Source organism: Novosphingobium sp. AAP93 (assembly GCF_001296055.1).
GTDB lineage: Bacteria > Pseudomonadota > Alphaproteobacteria > Sphingomonadales > Sphingomonadaceae > Novosphingobium.
Map to the genome: position 1 here is coordinate 21,950 of NZ_LJHZ01000018.1, position 21,982 is coordinate 43,931.

The 21,982-nt window shown below is 66.1% G+C and carries 20 protein-coding genes; 13 read left to right on the top strand and 7 right to left on the bottom strand.

Annotation, left to right across the window (positions count from 1 at the left end; all coding sequences use genetic code 11):
* Positions 1-47: 47 nt before the first annotated feature.
* The 5 genes from IP83_RS19815 to IP83_RS03515 all read right to left on the bottom strand — a co-directional run bounded on the left by IP83_RS19815 (position 48) and on the right by IP83_RS03515 (position 6,992).
* A complete protein-coding gene (locus IP83_RS19815) occupies positions 48-746 on the bottom strand; it encodes a TonB C-terminal domain-containing protein (RefSeq protein WP_054120826.1) in 699 nt (232 codons plus the stop codon).
* A 31-nt stretch (positions 747-777) separates the two neighbouring features.
* On the bottom strand, positions 778-1,185 hold the full coding sequence (locus tag IP83_RS03500) for a biopolymer transporter ExbD (protein WP_054120827.1): 408 nt from the start codon (positions 1,183-1,185) through the stop codon (positions 778-780).
* Positions 1,186-1,197: 12 nt separating this feature from the next.
* A complete protein-coding gene (locus IP83_RS03505) occupies positions 1,198-2,982 on the bottom strand; it encodes a DUF2341 domain-containing protein (RefSeq protein ID WP_156309562.1) in 1,785 nt (594 codons plus the stop codon).
* A 15-nt stretch (positions 2,983-2,997) separates the two neighbouring features.
* The gene (locus IP83_RS03510) at positions 2,998-4,632 is read right to left on the bottom strand and encodes a ShlB/FhaC/HecB family hemolysin secretion/activation protein (protein WP_197274266.1); all 1,635 of its coding nucleotides are present in this window, start codon (positions 4,630-4,632) and stop codon (positions 2,998-3,000) included.
* A gap of 233 nt (positions 4,633-4,865) precedes the next feature.
* Entirely contained in the window at positions 4,866-6,992 is a 2,127-nt protein-coding gene (locus tag IP83_RS03515) for a substrate-binding domain-containing protein (protein ID WP_082364454.1), read from the bottom strand.
* A 604-nt stretch (positions 6,993-7,596) separates the two neighbouring features.
* Between IP83_RS03515 and IP83_RS03520 the strand changes: the two genes are divergently transcribed.
* Genes IP83_RS03520 through IP83_RS03570 form a run of 11 tightly spaced genes read left to right on the top strand, consistent with a single transcriptional unit; the run spans position 7,597 to position 17,601 of the window.
* Positions 7,597-9,393, top strand: coding sequence for a GspE/PulE family protein (locus tag IP83_RS03520; RefSeq protein ID WP_231624886.1), 1,797 nt, complete (start codon positions 7,597-7,599; stop codon positions 9,391-9,393).
* A gap of 50 nt (positions 9,394-9,443) precedes the next feature.
* Complete coding sequence (locus IP83_RS03525) at positions 9,444-10,613, top strand: type II secretion system F family protein (protein ID WP_231624887.1); 1,170 nt, start codon at positions 9,444-9,446, stop codon at positions 10,611-10,613.
* Positions 10,613-11,035, top strand: a complete 423-nt coding sequence (gene gspG / locus IP83_RS03530) for a type II secretion system major pseudopilin GspG (protein ID WP_054120832.1) — start codon at positions 10,613-10,615, stop codon at positions 11,033-11,035. The genes IP83_RS03525 and gspG overlap by 1 nt, the downstream gene beginning before the upstream one ends.
* Positions 11,019-11,459 carry a prepilin-type N-terminal cleavage/methylation domain-containing protein gene (locus IP83_RS03535; RefSeq protein WP_197274267.1) on the top strand — a complete coding sequence of 147 codons (441 nt, stop codon included), beginning with the start codon at positions 11,019-11,021 and terminating at the stop codon, positions 11,457-11,459. Before gspG ends, IP83_RS03535 begins: the two co-directional genes overlap by 17 nt.
* Positions 11,456-11,842: a type II secretion system protein gene (locus IP83_RS03540; protein ID WP_054120834.1), complete on the top strand. Its 387-nt coding sequence runs from the start codon at positions 11,456-11,458 to the stop codon at positions 11,840-11,842. The genes IP83_RS03535 and IP83_RS03540 overlap by 4 nt, the downstream gene beginning before the upstream one ends.
* Complete coding sequence (locus IP83_RS03545; RefSeq protein WP_054120835.1) at positions 11,839-12,522, top strand: prepilin-type N-terminal cleavage/methylation domain-containing protein; 684 nt, start codon at positions 11,839-11,841, stop codon at positions 12,520-12,522. Before IP83_RS03540 ends, IP83_RS03545 begins: the two co-directional genes overlap by 4 nt.
* Positions 12,519-13,565: a hypothetical protein gene (locus IP83_RS03550; RefSeq protein WP_054120836.1), complete on the top strand. Its 1,047-nt coding sequence runs from the start codon at positions 12,519-12,521 to the stop codon at positions 13,563-13,565. The genes IP83_RS03545 and IP83_RS03550 overlap by 4 nt, the downstream gene beginning before the upstream one ends.
* Entirely contained in the window at positions 13,562-14,122 is a 561-nt protein-coding gene (gene gspM / locus IP83_RS03555) for a type II secretion system protein GspM (protein ID WP_054120837.1), read from the top strand. The genes IP83_RS03550 and gspM overlap by 4 nt, the downstream gene beginning before the upstream one ends.
* Positions 14,082-14,600, top strand: a complete 519-nt coding sequence (locus tag IP83_RS03560; RefSeq protein ID WP_156309563.1) for a hypothetical protein — start codon at positions 14,082-14,084, stop codon at positions 14,598-14,600. The genes gspM and IP83_RS03560 overlap by 41 nt, the downstream gene beginning before the upstream one ends.
* Complete coding sequence (gspD, locus tag IP83_RS03565; RefSeq protein WP_082364457.1) at positions 14,597-16,750, top strand: type II secretion system secretin GspD; 2,154 nt, start codon at positions 14,597-14,599, stop codon at positions 16,748-16,750. The genes IP83_RS03560 and gspD overlap by 4 nt, the downstream gene beginning before the upstream one ends.
* 50 nt (positions 16,751-16,800) lie before the next feature.
* A complete protein-coding gene (locus IP83_RS03570) occupies positions 16,801-17,601 on the top strand; it encodes a general secretion pathway protein GspK (protein WP_231624888.1) in 801 nt (266 codons plus the stop codon).
* A 35-nt stretch (positions 17,602-17,636) separates the two neighbouring features.
* On the opposite strand, the gene IP83_RS03575 is transcribed toward IP83_RS03570, so the two are convergent.
* A complete protein-coding gene (locus IP83_RS03575) occupies positions 17,637-18,470 on the bottom strand; it encodes a cell wall hydrolase (RefSeq protein WP_054120841.1) in 834 nt (277 codons plus the stop codon).
* A 159-nt stretch (positions 18,471-18,629) separates the two neighbouring features.
* Between IP83_RS03575 and IP83_RS03580 the strand changes: the two genes are divergently transcribed.
* Positions 18,630-19,229: a hypothetical protein gene (locus IP83_RS03580; RefSeq protein ID WP_054120842.1), complete on the top strand. Its 600-nt coding sequence runs from the start codon at positions 18,630-18,632 to the stop codon at positions 19,227-19,229.
* A gap of 46 nt (positions 19,230-19,275) precedes the next feature.
* Positions 19,276-20,325, top strand: a complete 1,050-nt coding sequence (locus tag IP83_RS03585; protein WP_156309564.1) for a hypothetical protein — start codon at positions 19,276-19,278, stop codon at positions 20,323-20,325.
* 12 nt (positions 20,326-20,337) lie between these two features.
* Here IP83_RS03585 and IP83_RS03590 read toward each other — a convergent pair whose 3' ends face one another.
* The gene (locus IP83_RS03590) at positions 20,338-21,930 is read right to left on the bottom strand and encodes a GSCFA domain-containing protein (RefSeq protein WP_054120844.1); all 1,593 of its coding nucleotides are present in this window, start codon (positions 21,928-21,930) and stop codon (positions 20,338-20,340) included.
* Positions 21,931-21,982: the final 52 nt, after the last annotated feature.

Consider the following 21,982-nt stretch of genomic DNA (forward strand, 5'->3'; position numbering starts at 1 on the left):
ACCTCAACCGTCTCATCAAACTTCCCCTGGAATGCGTTCAGGCGTGCTCAAAGCGAACGCCTGCCTCGAACCGTGATCCGCTGCGGAAACCGGACCCCGCTGGGCGGCGGATCGAGATTGGAAATGGCAAGCAGAATGGCCTTGAGCGCAGCATCGCGGTCGTCACGCCCGCTCGTCTTGAGCAGACTGGCCGAAGTGATGCGGCCCGAAGGCGAAATGGTGATCGCAAAGTCGGCGCTGAACACGAGCCGGTTGACGCGGTCGTCGCGCTGCACCTTTTCCTGCAGGACCGCGCTCAGATAGCGGCGATAGAACACCTCGCTCATGCCCGTGCCGCCGCAAGCGGGGCCGGTGCAGGCGCCGGTGGAGCCGCCGCCGCCGAGGCCGCCGCCATTGCCCGATTGCAGACCGAAAGCGTCGCTGCCCGCCTGCGCGGGGCCATTGATCGAAACCGCTGCCGGTGCAGGCGCGGCCTTGGGCGGCTCGACGCTGGGCACGGGCGCGGCCTTTTCCTGCGGCTCGGGCGGCTTGGGCTGCGGCGGCGGAGGAGGCGGTGGCGGTGGCGGCGGGGGCAGCATCGAAACCACCGCGGGCGGCGGCGCTTCGACCTTCACGCCCTTGGTCGCGGTCAGCGCCGAATAGGCAAGCCACAGCACGGCAATCACCACCACCGCGCCGACTGCGATCAGCAGCCCGCGGCGTGATCCCTGCTCTTCGGGATCCGGAAGGGATGGTTGTCTGGCCACGGCGCGGTCTGCTCTGGGTCCGGTCCGGCTATCAGGCGGCGGTCGGCTTGCCGGTGACGAGACCGACCTTGTTCAGGTCGAGCTGGCGGCACAAGTCGAGCACTTCGGTGATCTTGCCGTATTGCGCGGTCTGGTCGCCCTTCAGCACGATCGGCACGTCGGGGTTCGAGGCCTTGGCATTGCGCAGGCGCGTCTCAAGGTCGGCCAGCGTGACCGGGAACGCGTCCATGAAGATCTGGCCCTGGTTGTTCACCGTTATCGCGATGGTCTTGGGCTGGACGAGACTCTTGGCCGAGCTCGCCTTGGGCAGATCGACTTTGATCCCCTGCACCGAAGCCGTCGCCATCAGGATGAAGATGACCAGCAGCACGTAGGCCAGGTCCAGCATCGGGGTGATGTTGATATCGTCATAGGCCTTGCGGCCGCCACCTACCTGCATCGGTCGGTTTCCTTACTGCTGATCGTTGAAGGCTTGCGCGGCATTGGCCTGCACTTCGGCCATGCGGGTGATGAGCTGCTCGATGAACACGCGCATCTGATCCGCCAGCCCGCTGATGCGGCCGTTAAGATAGTTGTATCCGAACAGCGACGGGATGGCGCAGGCAAGGCCCGCGATCGTCGCCAGCAGCGCCGCCGCGATACCCGGCGCGATCGCGTTCACGTTGACGTCGCCCGCCATCGCCACGCCGCCGAACACGGTCATGACGCCCACCACGGTACCGAGCAGGCCGATGAACGGACCACCCGAGATCGCGATGGTGAGAATCACGACCAGGTGGTCGAGCTTCTGGTTTTCCTTGACGAACTGCGAGTCCACCGCGGCGCGCATCGAGTTGACGGCCTGGCTCGAGAGCGGCCGGTTGCCGGCTGCGACCACGCGCTCATAGAGCTCCTCGAAGCCCACTTCATAGAGCCGCGCCAGCGGCGAAGCGCGGTTCATCATGGCCGCTTCCTGCGGGGTCACGCCTTCGGCCTGATCCAGCGGACGGAAATCGTCGCGCATGGCCTCGAAATAGCGCAGGAAACGCTTGTTCGCCTTGTCCGCCGCGTTGAGGTAGCGGACCTTGACGGTCATCAGCGCGATCGCCGCCGCCAGCAGCAGCATGCACAGCCCGATGATGACTGTGTCGATCGGCTCCAGCTTGCTGATGATGAACCCGAGCACGCCGCTGCCCGAGCTCTGCTTCTCGGCGGTCTCCGAAACCGAGACGAGCTTGCCGCCCGGTCCTTCGGCCTGCGCCATTGCCAGCAGCATCGCCGCAGGCCGTGCGGTCTTGGAAAGGCGCACTTCGTCGAGCGCGCCGGTGTAGGGCTGGCTGGTCTCGCCGCCGATGCTGATCGGGCCATCCAGAGCCGGCATCGCGCCTGCCGCCGTGCCCTGCTCGGTGCCGTTGATGTAGATGAAGAAGGCCTTGCCGTCGGAAACGAAAGCGATGTGGCTCCATTCGCCCTGCTTCACAGCGGTCTTGCCGGAAACCGAGACACCGGGACCCGAGGCGAAGGGGACGCCCGCGTTCAGCCCGATCACCAGCCCGCCGCGCGCGAAGATGGCCTGCTGACCGTTCAGCTGCTGCGGCTTGACCCAGGCCGTGAAGGTGAAGGGAGCACCGGCGGTCATCGCGAGCGAGCCGCTGCCATCGATCGCCAGCGCGCCCTGCCCGGGGAACTGGGCTGCGCGGCCGACAATCCCGCTCTCGTCGACCCCCGGGGGCGCCACTTTGGACGAGTTCGCATTGGCGGTGGAATCAGTGGCCGGCTGGCCAGGCTTCTCGCTGAAGTGGTAGACGGCGGTGTAGTCGGGATCGAAGGTCCCCGGCACGTCCGCGCCGACCGGCGCCGACTTGTTGCCGAAATAGAGCCAGATCTTCTTCTTTTCTCCGCCGGTCAGGTTCGGCACCGAAACCCACACCGTGGCGATGCCCGTGGCCGCATCGTACTGCTCGATATGGTAAGGCAGCGGCGTCTTGTCGTCGGAATCGACGAAGCGGACATCCGCACCGTTGTCCATCGCATCGGTGAAAGTGAAATTGCCGCTGTGCAGGCGCACCAGCACCACCGTACGGCCGATCGCACCACTGACGTTGACGCCGGTCGGCGAAGTATCGACCGTCACCGCCTTGCGATAGCTCCACTCCTTGTTCCACCAGCCGGCAGACTCACCCTCTGCGGCGGCCGGAGAGGCCAGCCCCAGCGACAGGACGAGCGCCAGCAACAGGCGCAGGATCGCTGTTTTCACGGTTGCCTGAAACACTCAGAATTCCCCCTTCACATCGAAGCTCACGCGGGGCGCACCCCGCTTGGTCACCGGGCCGCCGGTCATCGCGACCGCCCCCAGGACTTCACCGGAAATCCGGTCAAAAATTCGGACCCTCAGACCGCCGCCGATGCCGACGAGCGCGAAGCTCGAAGTCTGTTCGGGCAAGGGGTTCAGCACGCGCAGGAAAGAAGCATCGCCAAACGCGAAGAACCGCGCTTCGGTCAGCCACTTGCCGAAGCTGCCAGCCAGCGATGGCGAGCGCACCTCAAGGCTCGGCCCGATCCCGTTGTCGCCCACCGCTTCGGACGAGTAGTATCCGCGCACGCTGCGCAGGCCGCCGGCGGAAAACTGCTCGTTGGTGATGAGATGCGAATCCGCCAGCTGCGCGTTCAACCGGAACGCGGCGACGATATCGTTCTTGAAGGCGTAGGACAGATCGACCGAAAGATCGCCGCGAACGAAGTTCTCGTTGCTGAACTGCTCGCGGTTGCGGAACGCATCGACCAGCACGCAAGGCCCGGTCAGGCTCGCGCAGACCTTCGGCCTGATCGCCCGGAGGCCGATTGTTGTCGCCAGCGAGACCGAGTAGTTGACCCGTTCACTGCCACCGGAAAGCATGTATTCCAGTTCAATCGGCAGATAGCGGATCGGCGCGGTGCTGGTTTGAACGCCAGCGACCTGGATATTCTGCTTGAAGTTCTTGTAATCGAACCCGAAGCTGAACTGCTGCTGGGTGCGGGACGTGGCAAGGTGATAGATCGCACGCGCGCCGACCTGATAACCGTTGCCCAGCACGTTGGTGCCGCCCAATGCCGAGATGTTGCTGTTGGAGTAGTACCCGGAAATCGCGATGCTCCACGGCGTGCGCAGCAGCGGAAACGAGTAGGAGCCGGAAAAGACTTCCGTCTCTTCGCGCTTGAGCGGCGAGACGATGTACGTGAACGTCGCGGCCTGCCCGGTCTGGAACAGATTGGTATAGCGGACCGTGCTGATGAGGCGCAGCTGCGTCGTTGCCGGGCTGGCGTCGTTGTTGATATTGACGCTGGCATGCAGCGGCCGCTGGTCGTCGACATTGAGATCGACGTCGATCGTGCCGGGAGCCCTGCCCGGCTTGAAGATCGGATTGAGCGTGCGGTCGGGAAACCGGTTGGCCATGGTCATGTCCGCCTGCAAGGCGGGAATGTTGAGCGGCTTGCCCTCGACCAGCGACGGCACCTGACGGCGCGCCACCCACAAGGAATGATAGCGGCTGTCGGTGACCCGCACTTGCCCGACCGGTACTTCGTTGACCGCGATCCGGATCACGCCTTGGGCAAACGTCTCGCGCTCCTGCACGGGCACTTCCACCACCGCCGCGCCATAGCCGCGTGCGGCATAGGCGTCCTGCAAGGCCTTGCGCGCAGCCTCGACATCGGCATCGGTCCGATCGGGACCGGAATGGGCATAGACCAGACGCTCGATTTCGCTCGCCGGCAGCACGGTCGCGCCGGAAATGTCGTAGGCCTGGATAAAGAACTTGTCGGGCGCACGCTCCGCGCCGGCTGGCGTCGCCGCACCCGTTGGTGCCGCCTGCCCCGCGGGCGCCGCTGGCTCGGCCGCTTGCGCAGCCCAGGCTGACGATGCGGGCACCAGCAGCGATGCCAGTGGCAAGCTCGCACGTAAAACATGTGCACTAAGCCCGCCCATCGCAATCTGATTCCCCGAACCCCTGTGTAAGGGGTCTGTGGAGGGGCAGTGTTTAATCTGTGTGACAGTCTGGTGATGCGTTGGCAGGCCCTTTCCCGGGCTGGAAAAAGGTAAACAAAGAGGGCCCCGGATTGCTCCGGAGCCCTCCTCGTTCAGCCTGTGCCGTGATCGGAAGATCAGGCGCCCGTGCGGCCCGCGCAGGTCGGGTTTGCAGCGGTCGGGATGCGGATGTTCGGCTTGGCAGCCCGCCAGATCTTGGTGACCGGGTTGGTCGCGGTCGCAGCCGGCGCACCATTGGCCGTATCGCCGTAGTAGATGTCCTGCGTTGCCGTCTGGTAGGCCGGGATCGTGCGGTTCTGGATCCACAGGTTCTGCGCACCCAGAGCCGTCTCGGCCGTCGGGTTCGAAAGGAACGTGTTCACGATCGCCTTCGTCCAGTTCGCCGGAACAACGGCGATGTTGTTCTGGAAGAGCACACCCGGAGTGGCGGCAACCACGCCGTTCAGCAGACCCGTGGGCGCCGGGGTACCATCACCCTTGGTACCGTACTGACCAAGGGTCCAACCGAGGTAGGAGACCATGGCTTCGCGGTTCGCACCGTTGTAGCAGGTGTACAGCAGGACCTGGGTGGTACCCGTGATGGGGTAACCCAGCGCCGGCCGTGCCAGCGACTGGTTGGTGTCCGCATAGAGGACGTCAGCCCAGGCAACCGGGTTCGCACGCGTCGCGGGCACCGGGTCGGTGCCGGTCAGCGCGCGGACATTACGGCTGTCAGGCGTGGCCGAAACGAACAGGCCAGCGGTATCCGACTGCGGCGGCAGGATCGTGCCGAGCGCGGTACGGGCGGCTGCAGCGGTCGGGTTGGCATAGAGCGTCGTCGACACGCCAACCTGCAGCGTGGCGGCCGAGAGACCGGCAATCGCGTCAACCGAAGGAGTGACGAAGTCGGCCGAGATGTAACCGACCTTGCCGTTGAGGCGCACGCCGTTCAGCACGTAGTCCGGAGCGAACGTGATCGCCGCGGCAACGCGCGAGCTGCCATCTGCCAGCAGGAAGTAGCCGCTGCCCACGCTGCCGGTCGGCATCGAGGTCGGGCCGGCAACGCTGGGGTTCGTGCCCGTATTGGCAACATTCACGATCGCGGTGCCGTTGAAGTAGTCACCCGAGATCGAGTTGATGGTGCCGGCGAAGGCCGTCGAGCTGCTGTTGTTCACACGGTAGCCGGTGTCCGACCGCACGCTGCGGAAGTCGATCCCGGTTGCCGTGTTGTAAGGCAGCGATTCGGCAGCCTGCGTAAAGCGGTTCGTGCCGGTGAAAGCCGGAACCGCAGGGGAGAGCAGACGGCCGGTCGGCAGGGTCGCCGTGGGCGCCGAACGACGCTCGGGGATCCCGGGCGCGCTGGTGGGGTTGCAGACCTGCGCGAGGTGGCGCGTGAAGATATCGGTCGTGCCCGAACGGTCCATACGGCCGACGAGACGGATCGGCGCACCATCGGCAGCCCAGCGCGAAGCGGTGTCGTTGACCGTGTCGAACAGCGGGGTGTTGCCGTTGAGCACGGTGAACGTCGAATCGTTCCAGTTGGTCAACGTGCCGTTGAAGATGCCGCAGTAGGCAGCCTTCGAAAGCTTGATCGCCGCAACGGCGGTGCCACCGGCAGGCGCGATGCCACGGCCCTTGGCGTTGAACACCATCGGCTGATTCGAGCCGTTGATGCCGTAGGTCGAGCTGTAGGCGATCGCGACGGGGAGCAGGTAGAGCGGGAACGAGATCGCCGCACCGGCGCTCGGCGCCGCGCGCGTGTTGTAGGTGGTGATGTCCGCAGGCGAAACGCCGGCGTCAGAGAAGCCGAACTGTACGTTGCTCCACACGTCGGGCGCGGTCACGAACGGGTTGTACACGCTGCTCGACACGGTCGGACCAGTACCACCGCGGAAGTCGTTGGCGAAATCAGCCCAGACGGTGCGGCCGAAGCCCGAACCGGTCGCGATGTACTTGCCCTGGACGTTGGTCTGCACCGCGTCCGCCGGGAGCGCGCAGTTGATGGGGATGGTGCCGTTGAACTGACCCTGCGTCAGGGTGGTCAGCGAGGTTGCGCTCGTCGACGTACCGCGCTGGTTGTCGACAGCGCTGAGGCAGTTGAAGCTGCGGGCCACAATGTTCTGGACCGACGAAGCACCGGCGCCGTGCAGCGCGCCATCAGCGGTTGCCGGGGCAGGCAGCGGGATCTGCTGCGCGAAGGCGGGCGATGCAACCGTACCGGCGACAGCAGTCGCGGCCAGAAGCAGAGACTTCACATTAACCATTTGATAATTCCTCCTGAAGGATATCGTAACCAATACTGACGTTGAATCAGAATGAGTTGGCCGTTCAAAATCCGAAAGATGTGCAGAATATATACTGAATCCAGTTCAATACTTCGAATTAACTCTCCGATTCGCGATATGGAACTGGTCCAAACTGGGCTCGTCACGAGCAAGCCCGATCAAGTTCTTGATCGATACGCTCTGCAGCTTCCCGGAATTTGTTCTTAGCGCCCCCGAGTCCCAACCCAATCTGCGGTTGGCGAAGCGGTCATTAGACTCGGCAAATGACAGCAACGTGATTCTTTTGTTGCAGTCTCTGAATATCAGCCGCGCCCGCCGGCGTCCGGACGCACAGCCCAGGCTTGACCCTGTCGATCCTTGAAAAAAGGCGAAAAATCGCCATTTCGCGGCACTGTCGCCAACCCGGCGCGCGCATTCCGGACCGCTTTGGCGCTGCCCAGGCGTGGGTCGGCGTTCGTAACACAAATGACGCATTGGCCCCATAAGGCGGCGCGACGGGGAGTGGTTGATCCGGCAATGGCAATTGGTTTGGGCCATCACGAGCGAAAGCCATGCCGCTTCCGGTCTGACCGCGAGGGTTAATGTGCTCGGTAAAGCAAAGATCCTGGCAGTCGCTGGCGCTTCGCCCGGACAATCGCTCCGGCCCGGCGCCGGAACCGATTCCGAACAAGATCAAGCCCATGCCCTGTCGGCCACGTCCGACGCCGGGACCACGCAGCACAGCGAAAACTCGATTGCCGCCGTTTTGGAAGCGCGCGCGCTCCTTTCGCGCGAGGCGCTCTCCCGTGCGCGATTGGTGCAGCAGGAAAGCGGCGAGCGCATCGACTCGGTGGTCACGCGCCTTGGCCTGATGTCGGAGCAGTCGCTGTGCGAGCAGCTCTCCGACGCCAGCGGGATGCCGATGGCACCGGCCGACCGGCTGCGTGGTCAGGTCGCACTGGAGCAGCCGATCGAAGCCGAATTTCTGCGCGATATCCGCGCTGTTCCGATTGCGATCGACGATGCGCGGGTCTGCGTCGCAGTGGTCGATCCCTACGACCCGTTTGTCGAGAGCGCGTTCCACTTCCTGTTCAAGCGCCGTGTCGATCGCATGATTGCGCGCGCCAGCGATATCGAAGCGGCGATCGAACGTCTGTGCCAGGACGGCACGGATAGGGCAGCGATCGAGGATACGGTCGAAACCGGCGACATCGACCGGATGCGCGACCTCACCAGCGACGCCCCGGCCATCCGCGCGGTCAACCGCCTGATTGCCGAAGCGGTCGATGCAAACGCCTCGGACATTCACCTTGAGCCGACCGATGACAGCCTGGTCGTGCGCTTCCGCATCGACGGCATGCTGCGGCTTGTCACCCGGCTGCCGCAGGCGATGCGCGCATCGGTGGTGGCGCGCATCAAGGTCATGGCCGGGCTCGATATCGCCGAGCGCCGCATTCCGCAGGATGGCCGTCTCCGGCTGGCGGTGCGCGGGCACGAGATCGATCTGCGCGTCGCCACCGCGCCCTCGATCCACGGCGAAAGCGCGGTCCTGCGCATTCTCGACAGGTCCAATCTGAAGCTCGAGTTCGCCGCACTCGGCCTCGACAACCGGCTGGTCGAGCAGTTCCGCGAGGCGATCCACCGGCCTTACGGGATCGTGCTGGTGACCGGGCCGACCGGCAGCGGCAAGACCACCACGCTCTATGCCGCGCTGGCCGAACTCAACCAGGTCGAGCGCAAGCTGCTGACGGTGGAAGATCCCATCGAGTACCGCCTGCCGGGCATTGTCCAGACCCAGGTGCAGCCGGGCATCGGCTTCTCGTTCGCCACGGCGCTCCGCTCGTTCCTGCGGCAGGATCCCGATGCGATCATGGTCGGCGAAATCCGCGATACCGAGACGGCGCAGATCGCCGTGCAGGCCGCGCTCACCGGCCATATGATCCTCTCGACGCTCCACACCAATACGGCGGCGGGCGCGATCACGCGCCTGATCGATATGGACGTGGAGCCGTTCCTCCTGAGCTCGGTGCTGGCGGGCGTGCTGGCGCAGCGACTGGTCCGCCGCCTGTGCCTCCAGTGCCGCGTTCCGTTCGTGCCGGACGAGGCACTGCTGGCCACGCTAGGCCTCGACACTGCGGCCGCGCTGGCCGGCCACTTCCACCGCGCGGCCGGCTGCACCGCCTGCCACGGCACCGGCTACAGCGGACGGATCGCGGTGTTCGATTTCCTGCCGGTCGACGATGCGATCGCGCGCCTGATCCTGAAACGCGCCGATGCGCGCCAGATCGAGGAATGCGCCAGTGCGGCGGGACATCGCTCGCTGCTGCAGGAAGGCTTCGCCAAGGCCGCGCAAGGGCTGACGACGATCGAGGAAGTGCTGCGGGTCGCGAGCGGCGAATGAACGCGGCGCCCGCCTTTCGCTACCGAGCTATGCGCGCAGACGGCCGGATTGTGGCCGGGCAGGTTGATGCGGCCAATGAAAGCGAGGCGCTGGCCCAGATCCGGCGCAGCGGCAACACGCCGGTCGAGCTGCGCCTGATCCCGGCAGGTTCGGCAGCAACCCCGTCCGGCGAGCCGATATCCCGGCGCAACAGCGCGATCAGCCGCGCCGTGATCGCCGAACTGGCCGTGCTGCTCAAGGCGGGCCTGCCGCTGGACCGGGCGCTCGCGCTGGCGGTCGGCAATATCGACGATCCCGCAGCGGCCGAAGCTATGGGCATGCTGCTCAGCGCGGTGCGCGAAGGCGCGCCGATCTCGCGCGCCATGCTCGACAATCCGGCGCTGTTCAGCCCCGGCGAGGCCGCGATGGCGGAAGCGGGCGAGGCCAACGGCAAGCTGGGCGAGGCGATGGAGCGCCTTTCGCAGATGCTGGAACAGGCTGCCGAACTGCGGCGGCTGGTGATTACCTCGATGATCTATCCCATCGCGCTGTCGGTGATCGCGGTCGGGGTGATCCTGATGATGTTGCTGTTCGTCGTGCCGCAGTTCGAACGGCTGCTTGATACCAACAAGGTCGAGCTGCCGTTCGCTTCGATGGCGGTCATCGCGGCCAGCCAGTTCCTGCGCGCCTACGGGCTCTGGCTCCTCGCGGGACTGGTCGCGCTGGGCCTCGCGCTGCGCAACCTGCTGGCCCGGCCCGCCAGCCGCATCCGCTTCGACCAGCTCATGCTGGGCCTCCCGCTGGTCGGAGACCTGGTGAAGCGCATCGAGATCGCGCGGTTCTCGCACACGCTCGGCGCCTTGCTCGAGGGCGGAGTTCCACTGCCCAATGCGCTGGCGCTGTCGCAGCGCACTATCGGCAACACCGCGATTTCCACCGCGATCGCCACGATTGCCGAGGGGGTGCGCGAAGGCGGCGGTCTTTCGGCGCCGCTTGCCGCGACCGGCATGTTGCCGCACCTTGCCATCGGCTTCATCCGCACCGGCGAGGAAACATCGCAGCTGGCCCTCATGCTCTCGCGGCTGGCAGTGGTGCTCGACCGCGATGTGCGCACCCGGCTGGAGCGGCTTGTCGCCATTCTGACGCCGGCCATCACCATCGTGCTGGGCACGGCCGTGGCGGCGATCATCGCTGCGGTCATGTCCGCAATTCTCGGCTTCAATGAACTGGCAGTATCCTGATGAACAAGAACAACCGGAACGAGCGGGGCTTCACGCTGATCGAACTGCTGGTGGTGCTCGCCATCCTCGGCCTGCTTGCGGCGATCGTCGGGCCGCAAGTGATCAAGTATCTTGGCAGCTCGCGCACGCAGACCGCCCAGATCCAGACCAAGAACATCGCCGCCGCGCTTGAACTCTACAAGCTCGACGCCGGACGCTACCCCACCAGCGCGGAAGGCCTCGGCGCGCTGGTGAAGGCGCCGCCCAGCGATACGAACTGGAACGGGCCCTATATCGCCGATGCGGCCGCGCTCAACGATCCCTGGGGCAAGCCCTACCTGTTCAAGTCGCCGGGCGATCACGGCGAAGTCGATGTCTACAGCTACGGCTCGGATGGTGCCGCCGGCGGCAGCGGTGAGGCGAAAGATGTCGGCAACTGGTGAGCGTCGGCGCGGCTGCCCCCGCGACGACGGATTTACCTTGATCGAACTGCTGGTGGCGCTGGCCGTCGCGGCCTTGCTGGCCGGGATCGCGTTTCCGGCCTTGCAGCACCGCCTCGGGCAAAGTGCCGCAGCCGAGGCGCGGATGACGACGGCGCTCGTGCTCACGCAGGCGCGCGCCGATGCCATTGCCGGCGCAGCGCCGGTGCGCGTGTCATGGTCGGCGCCGCGCCGGATGCTGCTGTCATCCTCAGGTCGCCCCGCCCGCAGCCTGCCGGAGTCCGTCCAGCTCGAATGGCCCACGCAGGGATTTGCTTTCTTTCCCGATGGCACCGCAAATGGCGGCGATGGTGCCATTGCTGCTGCAGGCCGCGGCAGCCGTTTCCGCGTCGACCCCGCCACCTCGCGCCTCGTGTTCCTGCCGTGAGTTCCGCCGCTTCCACCCCGCGAGAGGCCCGGGAACTGGGTTTCACACTGATCGAACTGCTGATCGCGCTCGCCATCGTGGCCGCGATGACTGCCGCTTTGGTGGGCACCGTGGGTCAGGATGCCCGCACGCGCCTCGCCGTGCAGCAGCGCCGCGAAGGCCTGATGATCGCGCAATCGGTGCTCGATCAGACGGCGGACCCTACTGCGCCGCTTCAGGGCCAGTGGGGCGCCTACGGCTGGCGTGTCGTGCGTCAACCCTACCAGCAGCTGGCCGATCCGCTTGATCGCCATCCGCTTGAACAGATCTCGGTCGCGGTCGGCGTAGCCGGAGCGAGGCGCGGCGAGATCGTGCGGCTCACCACGGTGCGGATCAAGCCATGACGCGCCCACATGCCGCCGCCGGCTTTACCCTCGTGGAAATGCTCGTCTGCCTCGCGATCCTCGCTTCGGTGTCGGTCGTGCTCGTCACCGGGATCGGCCGGATGGACCTGCGCCAGCGGTTTATCGGCCAGAAGGATGCGCAGATCGACGAGATCGCGCAGGCGCAGTTCACCTTGCGCCATCTTCTGGGCGACATTCACCCCTCGGTAAACCCGCAGAACAACAGCGCCGTGGATTTCTTCGGCAACCAGTTCGGCCTCGAGTTCGATGGCCAGCCGCCGGACAATGCCGCGCCCGACGCCTTTCAGCGCTACCGGGTCCGGCTCGAACGCAACGGGGATCTGATGCTCTACCGCATCAGCACGCTCGACGAGACGGTCGACCGCCGTCAGCGCGAAGTGACCGGGTGGACCGCGCAGCGCCTGCTGACGGGCGTGTCCAGCATGTCCGTCCGCTATCTAGGTCCCGGAACCGGTCCCCTCGCCGGCACGGGTACGCTGCCGGCATGGCAGCTGCAGTGGTCGAACCGGGCCACGCTCCCTTCGCTCGTCGGCGTGCGGATCGAGTTCCCTGCGGGCGACAGGCGGTCCTGGCCCGATCTGGTAGTGCGGCTGCGCGCCGCCAATGGCGACACTTGCGCACGCGATCTGCGCACAGGCACGTGCGGGGGCACCGAATGAGCGGACGCAGCATCCTCCAGGCAGACATGCACACCGTCGGGCAATGGATTGCAGACGGCATGCGCTGGTGGCTGGACCAGCTCGCCGCCATGGTACCCGGGCGTCTGCGTGAATGGCAGGAGTCCCGCAGGATCTTCGCGGACTATGAGCCGGACACCGGTGCCTTGCTCGCCCGGCCCGATCCCTCCGGTGCTGCTCCCCGCCGCTCCGGCCCGGTCACGATTATCCTGCCCCCCGCGTACTGCCTGAGCCGCACGATCGAGCGGCCGACCATGAGCTCGCGCGACATGGAAAGCATGATCCAGCTCGATGCGGCGAGGATCATGCCGCTGGGCACCGAAGGCATGATCCTTGCCGCCCGGATCGCGGCGCGCGCCGAAGGCCACGCCCGGATGCAGATCGAAGTTGCCGCGATGCCGCGTGCTTCGGCCGAGGCGCTCGGCGTGGCGATAGCGCGGCTCGAACAGCCCTGCCACGCCATCCTGACCGCAGCGCCGGAGCCGCAGTCCGGCCATGCAATCGACTTTCTCCCCGCATTCCGCAAGGCCGGGCTGGTGCGCGACGCCGATCGTGGCGCCCTGCCGCTGTGGATTGCGGTCGGCGTACTGTTTGCGCTCAACCTCGGCTTGCTCGTCTGGCGTGACACGGCCGCCACCGCCATGTTCGAAGCGCGCATCGCCGAGCAGCAGCCGGCGGTGAACGCGGTGCGCCGGATCAATGCGCGGATCGCGAAGGCGGATCAGTTTGCCGCCGCCACTGTGAAGGCGCGTAGCGAAGGCGAGCCACTGGCAATGCTTTCGCGCGTCGCCGCAGCCTTGCCGCCGGGCGCCTGGGTGCAGCGCTACACGTGGGTCGCCAATGGGCAGGCCGACGGGCAGGCGAATGACCTGCGCATCACCGGCTACCGACCGCAGCAGGCCGACGTGGCTGGCGGACTGCGCCGTGCCGGGCTCAGCGTGCAGCGCTACAGCGATGCGTCGACCGCCGCGCAAAACCCGCTGGGCCAACCCTTCGAAGTCACCTTGCGGATGACAAAGCCATGAGCACGCGCAGCCTCTCCCCCCGGCAAGCGCAAGCGGTCGCGCTGCTCATCCTGCTAGCGGTGCTGGCGTTTCTGGTCTTCGTGATCATCGCGCCGCTGATCGCGGGATTCCAGGAACGCGCAGCCCAGCGCGAGCAATATGCCCTCCAGTACAGCGCCAACGCGCGCAACATTGCCGCCATCCCGCGGCTGCGCCGGATGGCAGAAGCCCATGAGCAGCTGCTCGGCGATTTCCTGCCCGATGCGCCCGATGCCGCCACGGCCGGCGAAGCGCTGCGCCAGCGGTTGCAAACCGCCATCATCGCGCTTGGCGGCGAGTTTCGCGGCGGCGAGGACATCGCCTCGGCAGACGGTGCCAAGGCCGCAGTACGCGTCACCGCGCGGCTCTCGGAGGGCCAGCTCAAGCAGCTTCTCGCAAACGCGCAGAATGCCAAACCCTACCTCACCCTGACGACCCTGGTCATCGGCGCCGATGAAGCACTGGTGACCGGACAGGCTTCCGCATTGGATGTTCAGATTGAAGCTTCGATCCCCTATCGCCCTGCCGCCAAGCGGTAGCAGCGCGCGCCTGCCCGCGCTGCTCCTGCCGGTGCTGGCGGCTGCCGCGCTGCTGCAGCTGCTGCTGCCTTATGGCGAGGAGCTGCCGACTGCCGGCGTGCCTGCGCGCGGCAAGCAGGTCGCACCGCCGCCCGCAGTGCCGCGCGTGCTGGTTCCGGCCGCGCTTGCCGACCGGAGCGTATTCTCACCCGTCGCCGCGGCGGCTGGCGGTGCCCCCGCACCCACCGATGTCCTTGGCGGCGCGGTGATTGCCGGGACGATCAAGCACGGACGCCAGCTCTACGCCGTGGTGCAGGAGCGCGGCGGCCGGATCCGCCAGGTCGCGCCCGGCGGCACTGTGGCCGGATGGCGCATCTCCGCGCTGACCCCCACCGGCGTCCGCCTGTCGCGCGGCTCGGAACAGTTCAACGTAGCCTATGGCGCCATCCCCACGGGGCCCGCCGCACCCGCCCCTGAAGATTCGGAAGACGGCCAATGACCTCTCGCCCCATGCGCCTCAAGCCCAGCCTTGTCATCGCCCTGACCAGCACCACGGCCTTTGCCGCGGCGCCGCCGCAGCTGCCGATCCCGGCAACCCCGGAACTGGCGCAGATCGACGATCCGGGTGCCGTCCAGAGCGGCCCCGCCCCGGCGCAGTCGGCCCCGCCTGCCAACACCGATTACAAGGTCCGCACGACCGTCGTTCCGGGCACCGAGCCGCAGCCGGTCATTCCGAAGACGGCCGATGTGAAGACGAAACCGGGCGACATTGCGGTCAATTTCCCGGATGCCGATATCGCCGTGGTGGCACAGGCCGTGCTGCGCGACATCCTCGGCAAGAACTACACGATCGCGCGCGGCGTGACCGGCCGGGTCAACCTCGTCACGCCGGGTCCGGTTTCCAAGTCGTCGCTGCTCGATCTGTTCGAGAAGGCCCTGCGCCAGAGCAATCTTGCGATGGTGCCGGTGGCCGGCGGCTTCGAAATCCAGAACTCCGCCGCCGCACGCGCCGTCATTGCCGCGAACGCGACCGGCTTCGGCAGCGAGATCTACACGCTGCGCTTCATCAATGCCGATGAGGTGCGCAAGGTGCTCGACTCCGTCCTGCCCGGCGTGGTGACCGCGACCGACCCGCAGACGGGCGCCATCACGATTGCCGGCACCACCGGCCAGCGCGCCAGCGCGCGCGATCTGCTCAAGCAGTTCGATGTCGATTGGCTGCGCAACACCAGCTTCGCGCTGTTCGTGCCCGATCGCACCGATGCGCGGCTGATCGTCCCGTCGATCGACAAGCTCATCAATGCGCCGGATTCGCCCACCCGGGGGCTGGTACGCCTGATCAGCATGGAGGAGCTCAACGGCATCCTCGCGATCAGCATGCAGCCGCAATATCTCGCTGACGTGAAGCGCTGGATCGAGATTCTCGATCGCGAGGGCGACAGCAACGAGCGCCGGCTGTTCGTCTATCAGGTCCAGAACGGGCGCACCCGCGATCTGGTGCGTACGCTCAACCTGGCCTTCGGGACGGCCAACAACGATAGCGGCGGGCAAGGCAACTCCGGCAACAATGCCTTCGCCGATCAAGGCGATCCGAACCAGACCGGCGGCGCGCGCGGCAACGGGCTCGGCGCAGTCCAGAACGGGACGACAGTGGGCGCGAACCTCCCCCGCCCCGCCTTCGGGCAAGCGCCGGCTGCTGACGGCACGGCACAGGGCAACGGCAACGGCAACGGCGGCGCCGCAACGACAATCCGGATCACCGCCGACGAGACCAACAGCGCGATCATCGTGTTCGGCACCCAGCGCGAATATGCCTCGATCGAGGCCGCCTTGCGCAAGATCGATGTCGCTCCGCGCCAGGTGCTGATCGAAGCGGCGATCACCGAAGTCAGCCTCAACGACGATCTGCGCTACGGCGTGCAGTGGAACTACCTCAGCGGCTCGAACCAGGTCGGCTATTCCGAAGGCACGACATCTGTGCCGACACAAATCTATCCCGGCTTCTCCTACTTCTATGGCGGCAACAGCATCACCGCCACGCTGAACGCACTGCAGGAACGCACCAACGTCAAGGTCGTCTCCGCACCCAAGCTGCTCGTGCTCAACAACCAGAGCGCGGCGCTGCAGGTGGGCGATCAGGTGCCGATCTCGACCGGTTCGGCCACCAATCTGGTCGGCAATACCAATGCGGTGATCAACACGATCGAGTACAAGGATACCGGCGTTATCCTGAAGATCACCCCGCGCATCAATGCCAGCGGGCTGGTCCAGCTCGATGTTTCGCAGGAAGTCAGCCAGATCAGCACGTCCGCGTCCGGCACCTCTGCGACGCAGCGCCAATCCCCGACAATCTCGACCCGCCGCATCGCTTCGACCGTATCCGTGCGCGACGGCGAAGTTATCGCGCTCGGCGGCCTGTTCAGCGACACCAGAAGCTTCGGCAAGAACGGCATCCCGCTGGTCTCGCAGATCCCGATTGTGGGCGGCCTGTTCGGCACCCAGCGCAACACCGAACGGCGCACCGAACTGATCGTGCTGCTCAAGCTCAAGATCATCGCCAACGCCGACGATGCGCGGGCTGCAACCGAGTCCCTGAAGCAGAAGATTCGCCAGCTCGAACCCTTCCAGGGCTCCGCCAGGCAGCCATGACCGTCATGCCGCAAAACCCGCGGGAACGCGGTTTTGCCCTCGTCGCCGCTGTGGCCAGTCTGGCCGTGTTCGCCGCAATCGCGCTTGTCGTGATCACCGCGACCCGCATCGATCTCGCCAAGGGGCAAGGCGAACTGACGAGCGCGCAGACGCGGCTGGCGGCAGAGGCCGGGCTGGCGATCGCCCTGCACGGGCTGATCGAGCGCGACGCCGCCACAATCGCGTTGCTCGATGGGCGCACGCAGGAACTCGACTTCGCCGGGACGCACCTCTCCATCGCCTTGATCGACGAGCGCGGCAAGGTGAACATCAACGCTTTCGAAGAACCAGTGATCGAGCGTCTGCTGAGCCAGGCCGGTCTCGAAGGCCATGCGATGATGGTCGCGCGCGATTCGCTGCTGGATTGGCAGGACGATGATGACGAGGCCCGCACCGACGGTGCCGAAGCGCCCTATTACGAAAGCCGCAGGATCACGCCGCGCAATGGCGGTGTGCAGAGCATCGACGAACTTGGCCTGATCCGGGGCTTCACGCCCGCGCTCGTCGACCGCCTCCGCCCGTACATCACCGTCGAGCGCAACGCCGTGCCGTTCAATCCGCGCTACGCCGGCCCTGAGGCGCTTGCCGCGGTTGGCGACAGCCGCGGCGCCATTGCCGGTATCGAACGCCAGCGCGAACTGAACGGCCAGCGCACGGCGATCGCCTTTTCCGATACGGTGTCATGGACCGGTCGGCCGATCACCATTTCCGTTCAAGCGACCGCGCCCGGTCGGGGGCGATACCGCCTGCAGGCAATTGTCGAACTGACCGGAAAGCCGGACCATCCCTACGTCATGCGGCGGATCGTCTAGCGGCAGACCGGGCCGCACCCGGATCTGGCAGCGGCCTAGTTTTGTCCGAGCAACATCGCGGTGGCATCACTTGCGGCTGCCATCGGCACACCCCACGGTGCAAACAGTTGCCGCGTCGCCCCCGGTGCCACCCGCTGGCGCGCGCGCGGCATGGTACGCGCCTGCACACGCGACGCTGCGAGCGCGGCAAGCCCCGGCTCCTCGCTGGTCGGTGTGGCGGCCGCAGACCCGTTCGCATCGCCCGGCATGCGGTAGAAGATATGCGCACCGATCTGCGCCACGCGGGTGCCGGTGTAGGCCCAATAAGGGTTCACGTAGTTGGCGTGATAGTGCGTCGCCCCGCTCACGCGGTCTGGCGCCTGGCCAGTGAGCACAGACAAAGCTGCCATCCGGGCGGTCGCCAGCGTGGTATCACGCAAGCGGCGACGGATCGAGCCGTCGCACGTGAACGTGAACTGGCAGCCGGTGGAACGCTGGGATCCTTCGAACACAACTCCGCAGACAGAGCTCGGAAACCGGGCGACTCGGGTGCGGTTGAGGATCACTTGCGCCACGGCCTGCTGGCCGGCAATCGGTTCCTGGCCGGCTTCGTAGGCGATGGCCATGGTCAGGCAATCGAGCGCGCGGTCATGCGACGTTGCCGCAGCGGAAAGACTGTCAACATCAGGTGAGACTGCGGGCGCATAAGCCGTGAGCGGATTGTAGGTGGGCGCGCTCTCCGGAACGGGAGCGCTGCGCACGAAGAGCGGCGTGCTCGCCGGTCCGATCCGTGCCGGAGCAGCAGCGCCGAGCACCATCAGCCCGGCCTGCCCCGTCGCGTCTTCGGCAAAAGCTGCTTGCGGTACCGCAACCGCCACGAGCAGCGCCATTGCCGCCGATCCGCGTAGCGCGGCGGACCCGGGGATAACCGAGGGGTTCAAACAAGCCATTATTAACTGCCCTGAACGGGTTTTGTTTCATTTGATTGACACAATTTCCATCGAAGGAGAGGCCGTCCCGTTTCTGGCAGGAATCGTTGCAGCTCCATCATGACGCACGCACCATCACCGCTGATCAAGACAGTGATCCTCGCGGCCATACTCGGCTGCGCCACGGGGCTTTCGCCGGTGCAAGCCGCAAAGGCGAAGCGCGCTAGCGCGAACCAGCCCGCGGCGGCAGCGCGCCTGCCCGAGCGGCAGCTCACCTGTTCGATCCGCCACATCACCAACTTCGATCCGGAAAAGCTGCAGACCGCGGCCGAACTCAAGTACGATGCCGTCCACCCGCTGACGCTGGTGCTCCCCGGCATCCCGGTTCGGACGAGTCCGCCGCCCGAGCCGCAGGACGATCCAGAACCCGTCGATCCGCGCACCCGGATCATCGCAGACCCCGGCAACATTGCTCCCACGAAGAACGGGACCTTCGACCGGGTGATCGATTACTGGCCCGAGCGGACCGAGCTCTCGGCGGTGATTTCCGGCGATCTGCTAAACGTCATCGTGATCAACCAGTATGATCCGGTGAAGCAGACCGCCAACTTCTTCATGACCCGTGCGACCGAACTTTCCCGCTATCAGCAGAATCATGTCTACCAGGGCGAATGTCAGGTCCGGCTCAAGGCATCGACCAGCGGAAAGCCGATTGCGTAACCGCCGCACCGCCGGCTCTCGCCTGCGAGGGCCCCGCACGATCGGCTTGGCCGCGCTTGCCGGTGCCGGGCTGGTCTGCGCGATGGTGCCGCTAGCCGCTGCCACTGCACCCGGCGCCGATTGCTTCTCGGCCGCCGACAATGCCCGGTTGCGGTTCGAAGCCTTTCAGCAGGCACCGCCCCCGCGTGACGGCGCGCGGTATCCCCATTACCCCCTCTCTGCCGCGGTCTCCGGGCAACTGGGCCGCCTTGCCTCCGCGCCCAAAGGCATTCAGACGTGGTACTACCACTGGGCCAACCGCGCTGCGACACCGCTCGTCGGCGCCGGCGGGCGACAGATCGTCCGCAAGCTGAACCTCGAACCGTCGTGGACGGGCAACCGGCGGCACCGCTCGGCCTTCAGCTCGATCGACCGGGCCAACGCCTGCACAATGGCGCAGGCCGCCAGCCTGCTGGGACAGGATGCACGGGCAAGACGCTATGCCCGGGACGCGGGGGTCACGCTCATCAACGAACGCGCGCTGCCCGATGCGGCCCCGCCCTCGCCCGCCGATACCTGTGTGCTGGCATCGGGCAAGCTGCCCCCGCGTGCGAGCGGGATCATGCTCGATTATGAAGTGCAGGACGGCCGCGACCCGCAGACGACTGAAACGTTCCTCACGGCCTATGCAAAGCTGGTTCATGCTGCGGGCAAACGGGTGATCTTGCTGGTCAATCCGCTCGATTCTCCGGGCCAGCAACGCTTTACCGGCGTCACTGCCGAGAATGCCCACCGGATCGTGGCGCGGTTCGACCGGACGACGCTGGTGCTTTGGAGCGGCAATGTGCAAAAGTCGCTTCCCGCAAGCTACGCCGCCCAGATGGCGATCGTCAAAGCCGGCGGGCCGGTGGACCCGAAGCGCCTGCTGATCGATTTCGAACTGGCCGGCACAACGCTCGACGACGCACGCTTCGTGCGTCAGGCGATCATCCGCGACGGACTGGCCGGTGTCTTGTTCTGGCGCAACTATGCCAGCCAGGGCGGCGCATGCGCAGCGCCGGTCAACCAGCGGATCGCGGCCATCGCGTTTGGCGAGGCAGCCGACGAGCAGCGCTGAGCGGCTGCAGCGTCAGGTCGTCGCGATCAGCGACAGGATATGGTCGCGCCGCCGCCGGAAATAGGGCTGGGTCGGCTCGATGCCCCGCACCAGATCCTGCGCCGCCGCCACGCGGCCGGTGCGGGCAAGATGATCGGCACATTCGATAACCACCGGCGCCTGATCGTCGCCGCGCAGCAAGGCCTGCTCGTAATAGCCTTCGGCCGCGGCAGGATCGCTATCGGCCAGCGCCCGCGCGAGCAGCAGGTAAGGCTGCGGCGTACTGCGATCGGCGGCGATCCAGTCGTTGGCAGCCGCCATCGCCGCGTCCATCTGGGAAAGCGCCAGAAACGCGCGGAGCTTAGTCCCGTAAAAATGCGACCGTGCGGTCGCACGCGGCGGGACGTCGCCCAGCAAAGCCAGCGCCGCTGCGGCATCGCCGCGCGCGAGGCAGATGCGCGCCGCCAACACCGGCTCGAGCAACCCGCCCTCCATCGCCTGCTCGGCATCATCCAGCCGCCCGACCAGCAGCGCCGCATCGGCATAGGCATTGGCGATTTCAGGATCGTCCAGCAGATCCTGCCGGCCTTCGAGCAGCGACAGGATCCCGGTGCGGTTGCCGCGCAGTTCGCGCAAGGCGTCGCGTATGCTGTCCCGATCGAGGCCTGCGGTCGCGGCCCCGGTATAGGCAGCAACCATCCGGCCGACGTTGGTCTCGACCGCGCGCGGCGTCACATGGACGTTGTCTTCGGTCCAGGCGTGTTCGCGCTCGGACAGCGTTATGCTCTCGTAGCTCGGGAAGTAGTCGACAAAATCGAACTCGGCTGCGGCCTGCTCGGCAGCGACGCGCAGCACCGACTTCGAATAGCAGTTGGCAACCATCACATCGACCGGACGGTAGGTCGCCGACAGCGGCACGGGTGATACCGTCAGCACGACCTTGATCCCCGGCGTTCCGCGTTCCCGGATCAGGAGCAACGCCCGGCGCAGATAGTCGTAGGACTCGTCCGGCGAGAGCACGTGCAGATCGAACCGGTCAGGGTTGTCGCGCAAGATGGAACGGCGCGGGGCCACATTGAGGTAGTGGCCATGCTGGTTGTCGAACCAGACCTCGGCCAGACCGAGCGTGATGATCACGGCACGGCAGTGGCTGATCGAACGGTATGCAGCCGCAATCGCGCGCCGACGTGTGCGCAGCACGTCAAGCGAAGTGGGGCGGATGCTGGCATGGAGATGCATGTCGACCCAGTTGTCCCGCACCGGCTCGAAGCACTTCATGGGGTCGAAACTGTCGTCGAACGCCCACGACAATTCATTCCAGATCGAGGGTGTGCCGTAATTGTTCAGCACATCCAGACCGACCGCGCCGAAGTCTTCATCGCTTTCAAACAGATGTCTGGTCGGCAAGGCAAACCCGCGAAACGCCAGCTCACGCTCGACGTGGCGGGCAAAACACGAACCGATCGTGAAGATGGTTTCGCCGGGCGCGAAGTGAAAGGTCGGTTTGAACTGCGGTTTGGCAATCGGCGACAGGCGCCCCGGTTCCCCCCGCCGAGGCCAGCGACCGACGGTGTTGTCCTTGATGTTGAGCAGCGCCTCTTCGGTGCTGACCGTAAACAGTGGCATCGGCCCCGCCCCCAAATCAGGTCCGCGTCGGCCACGCGGCTCGCGTCACGCG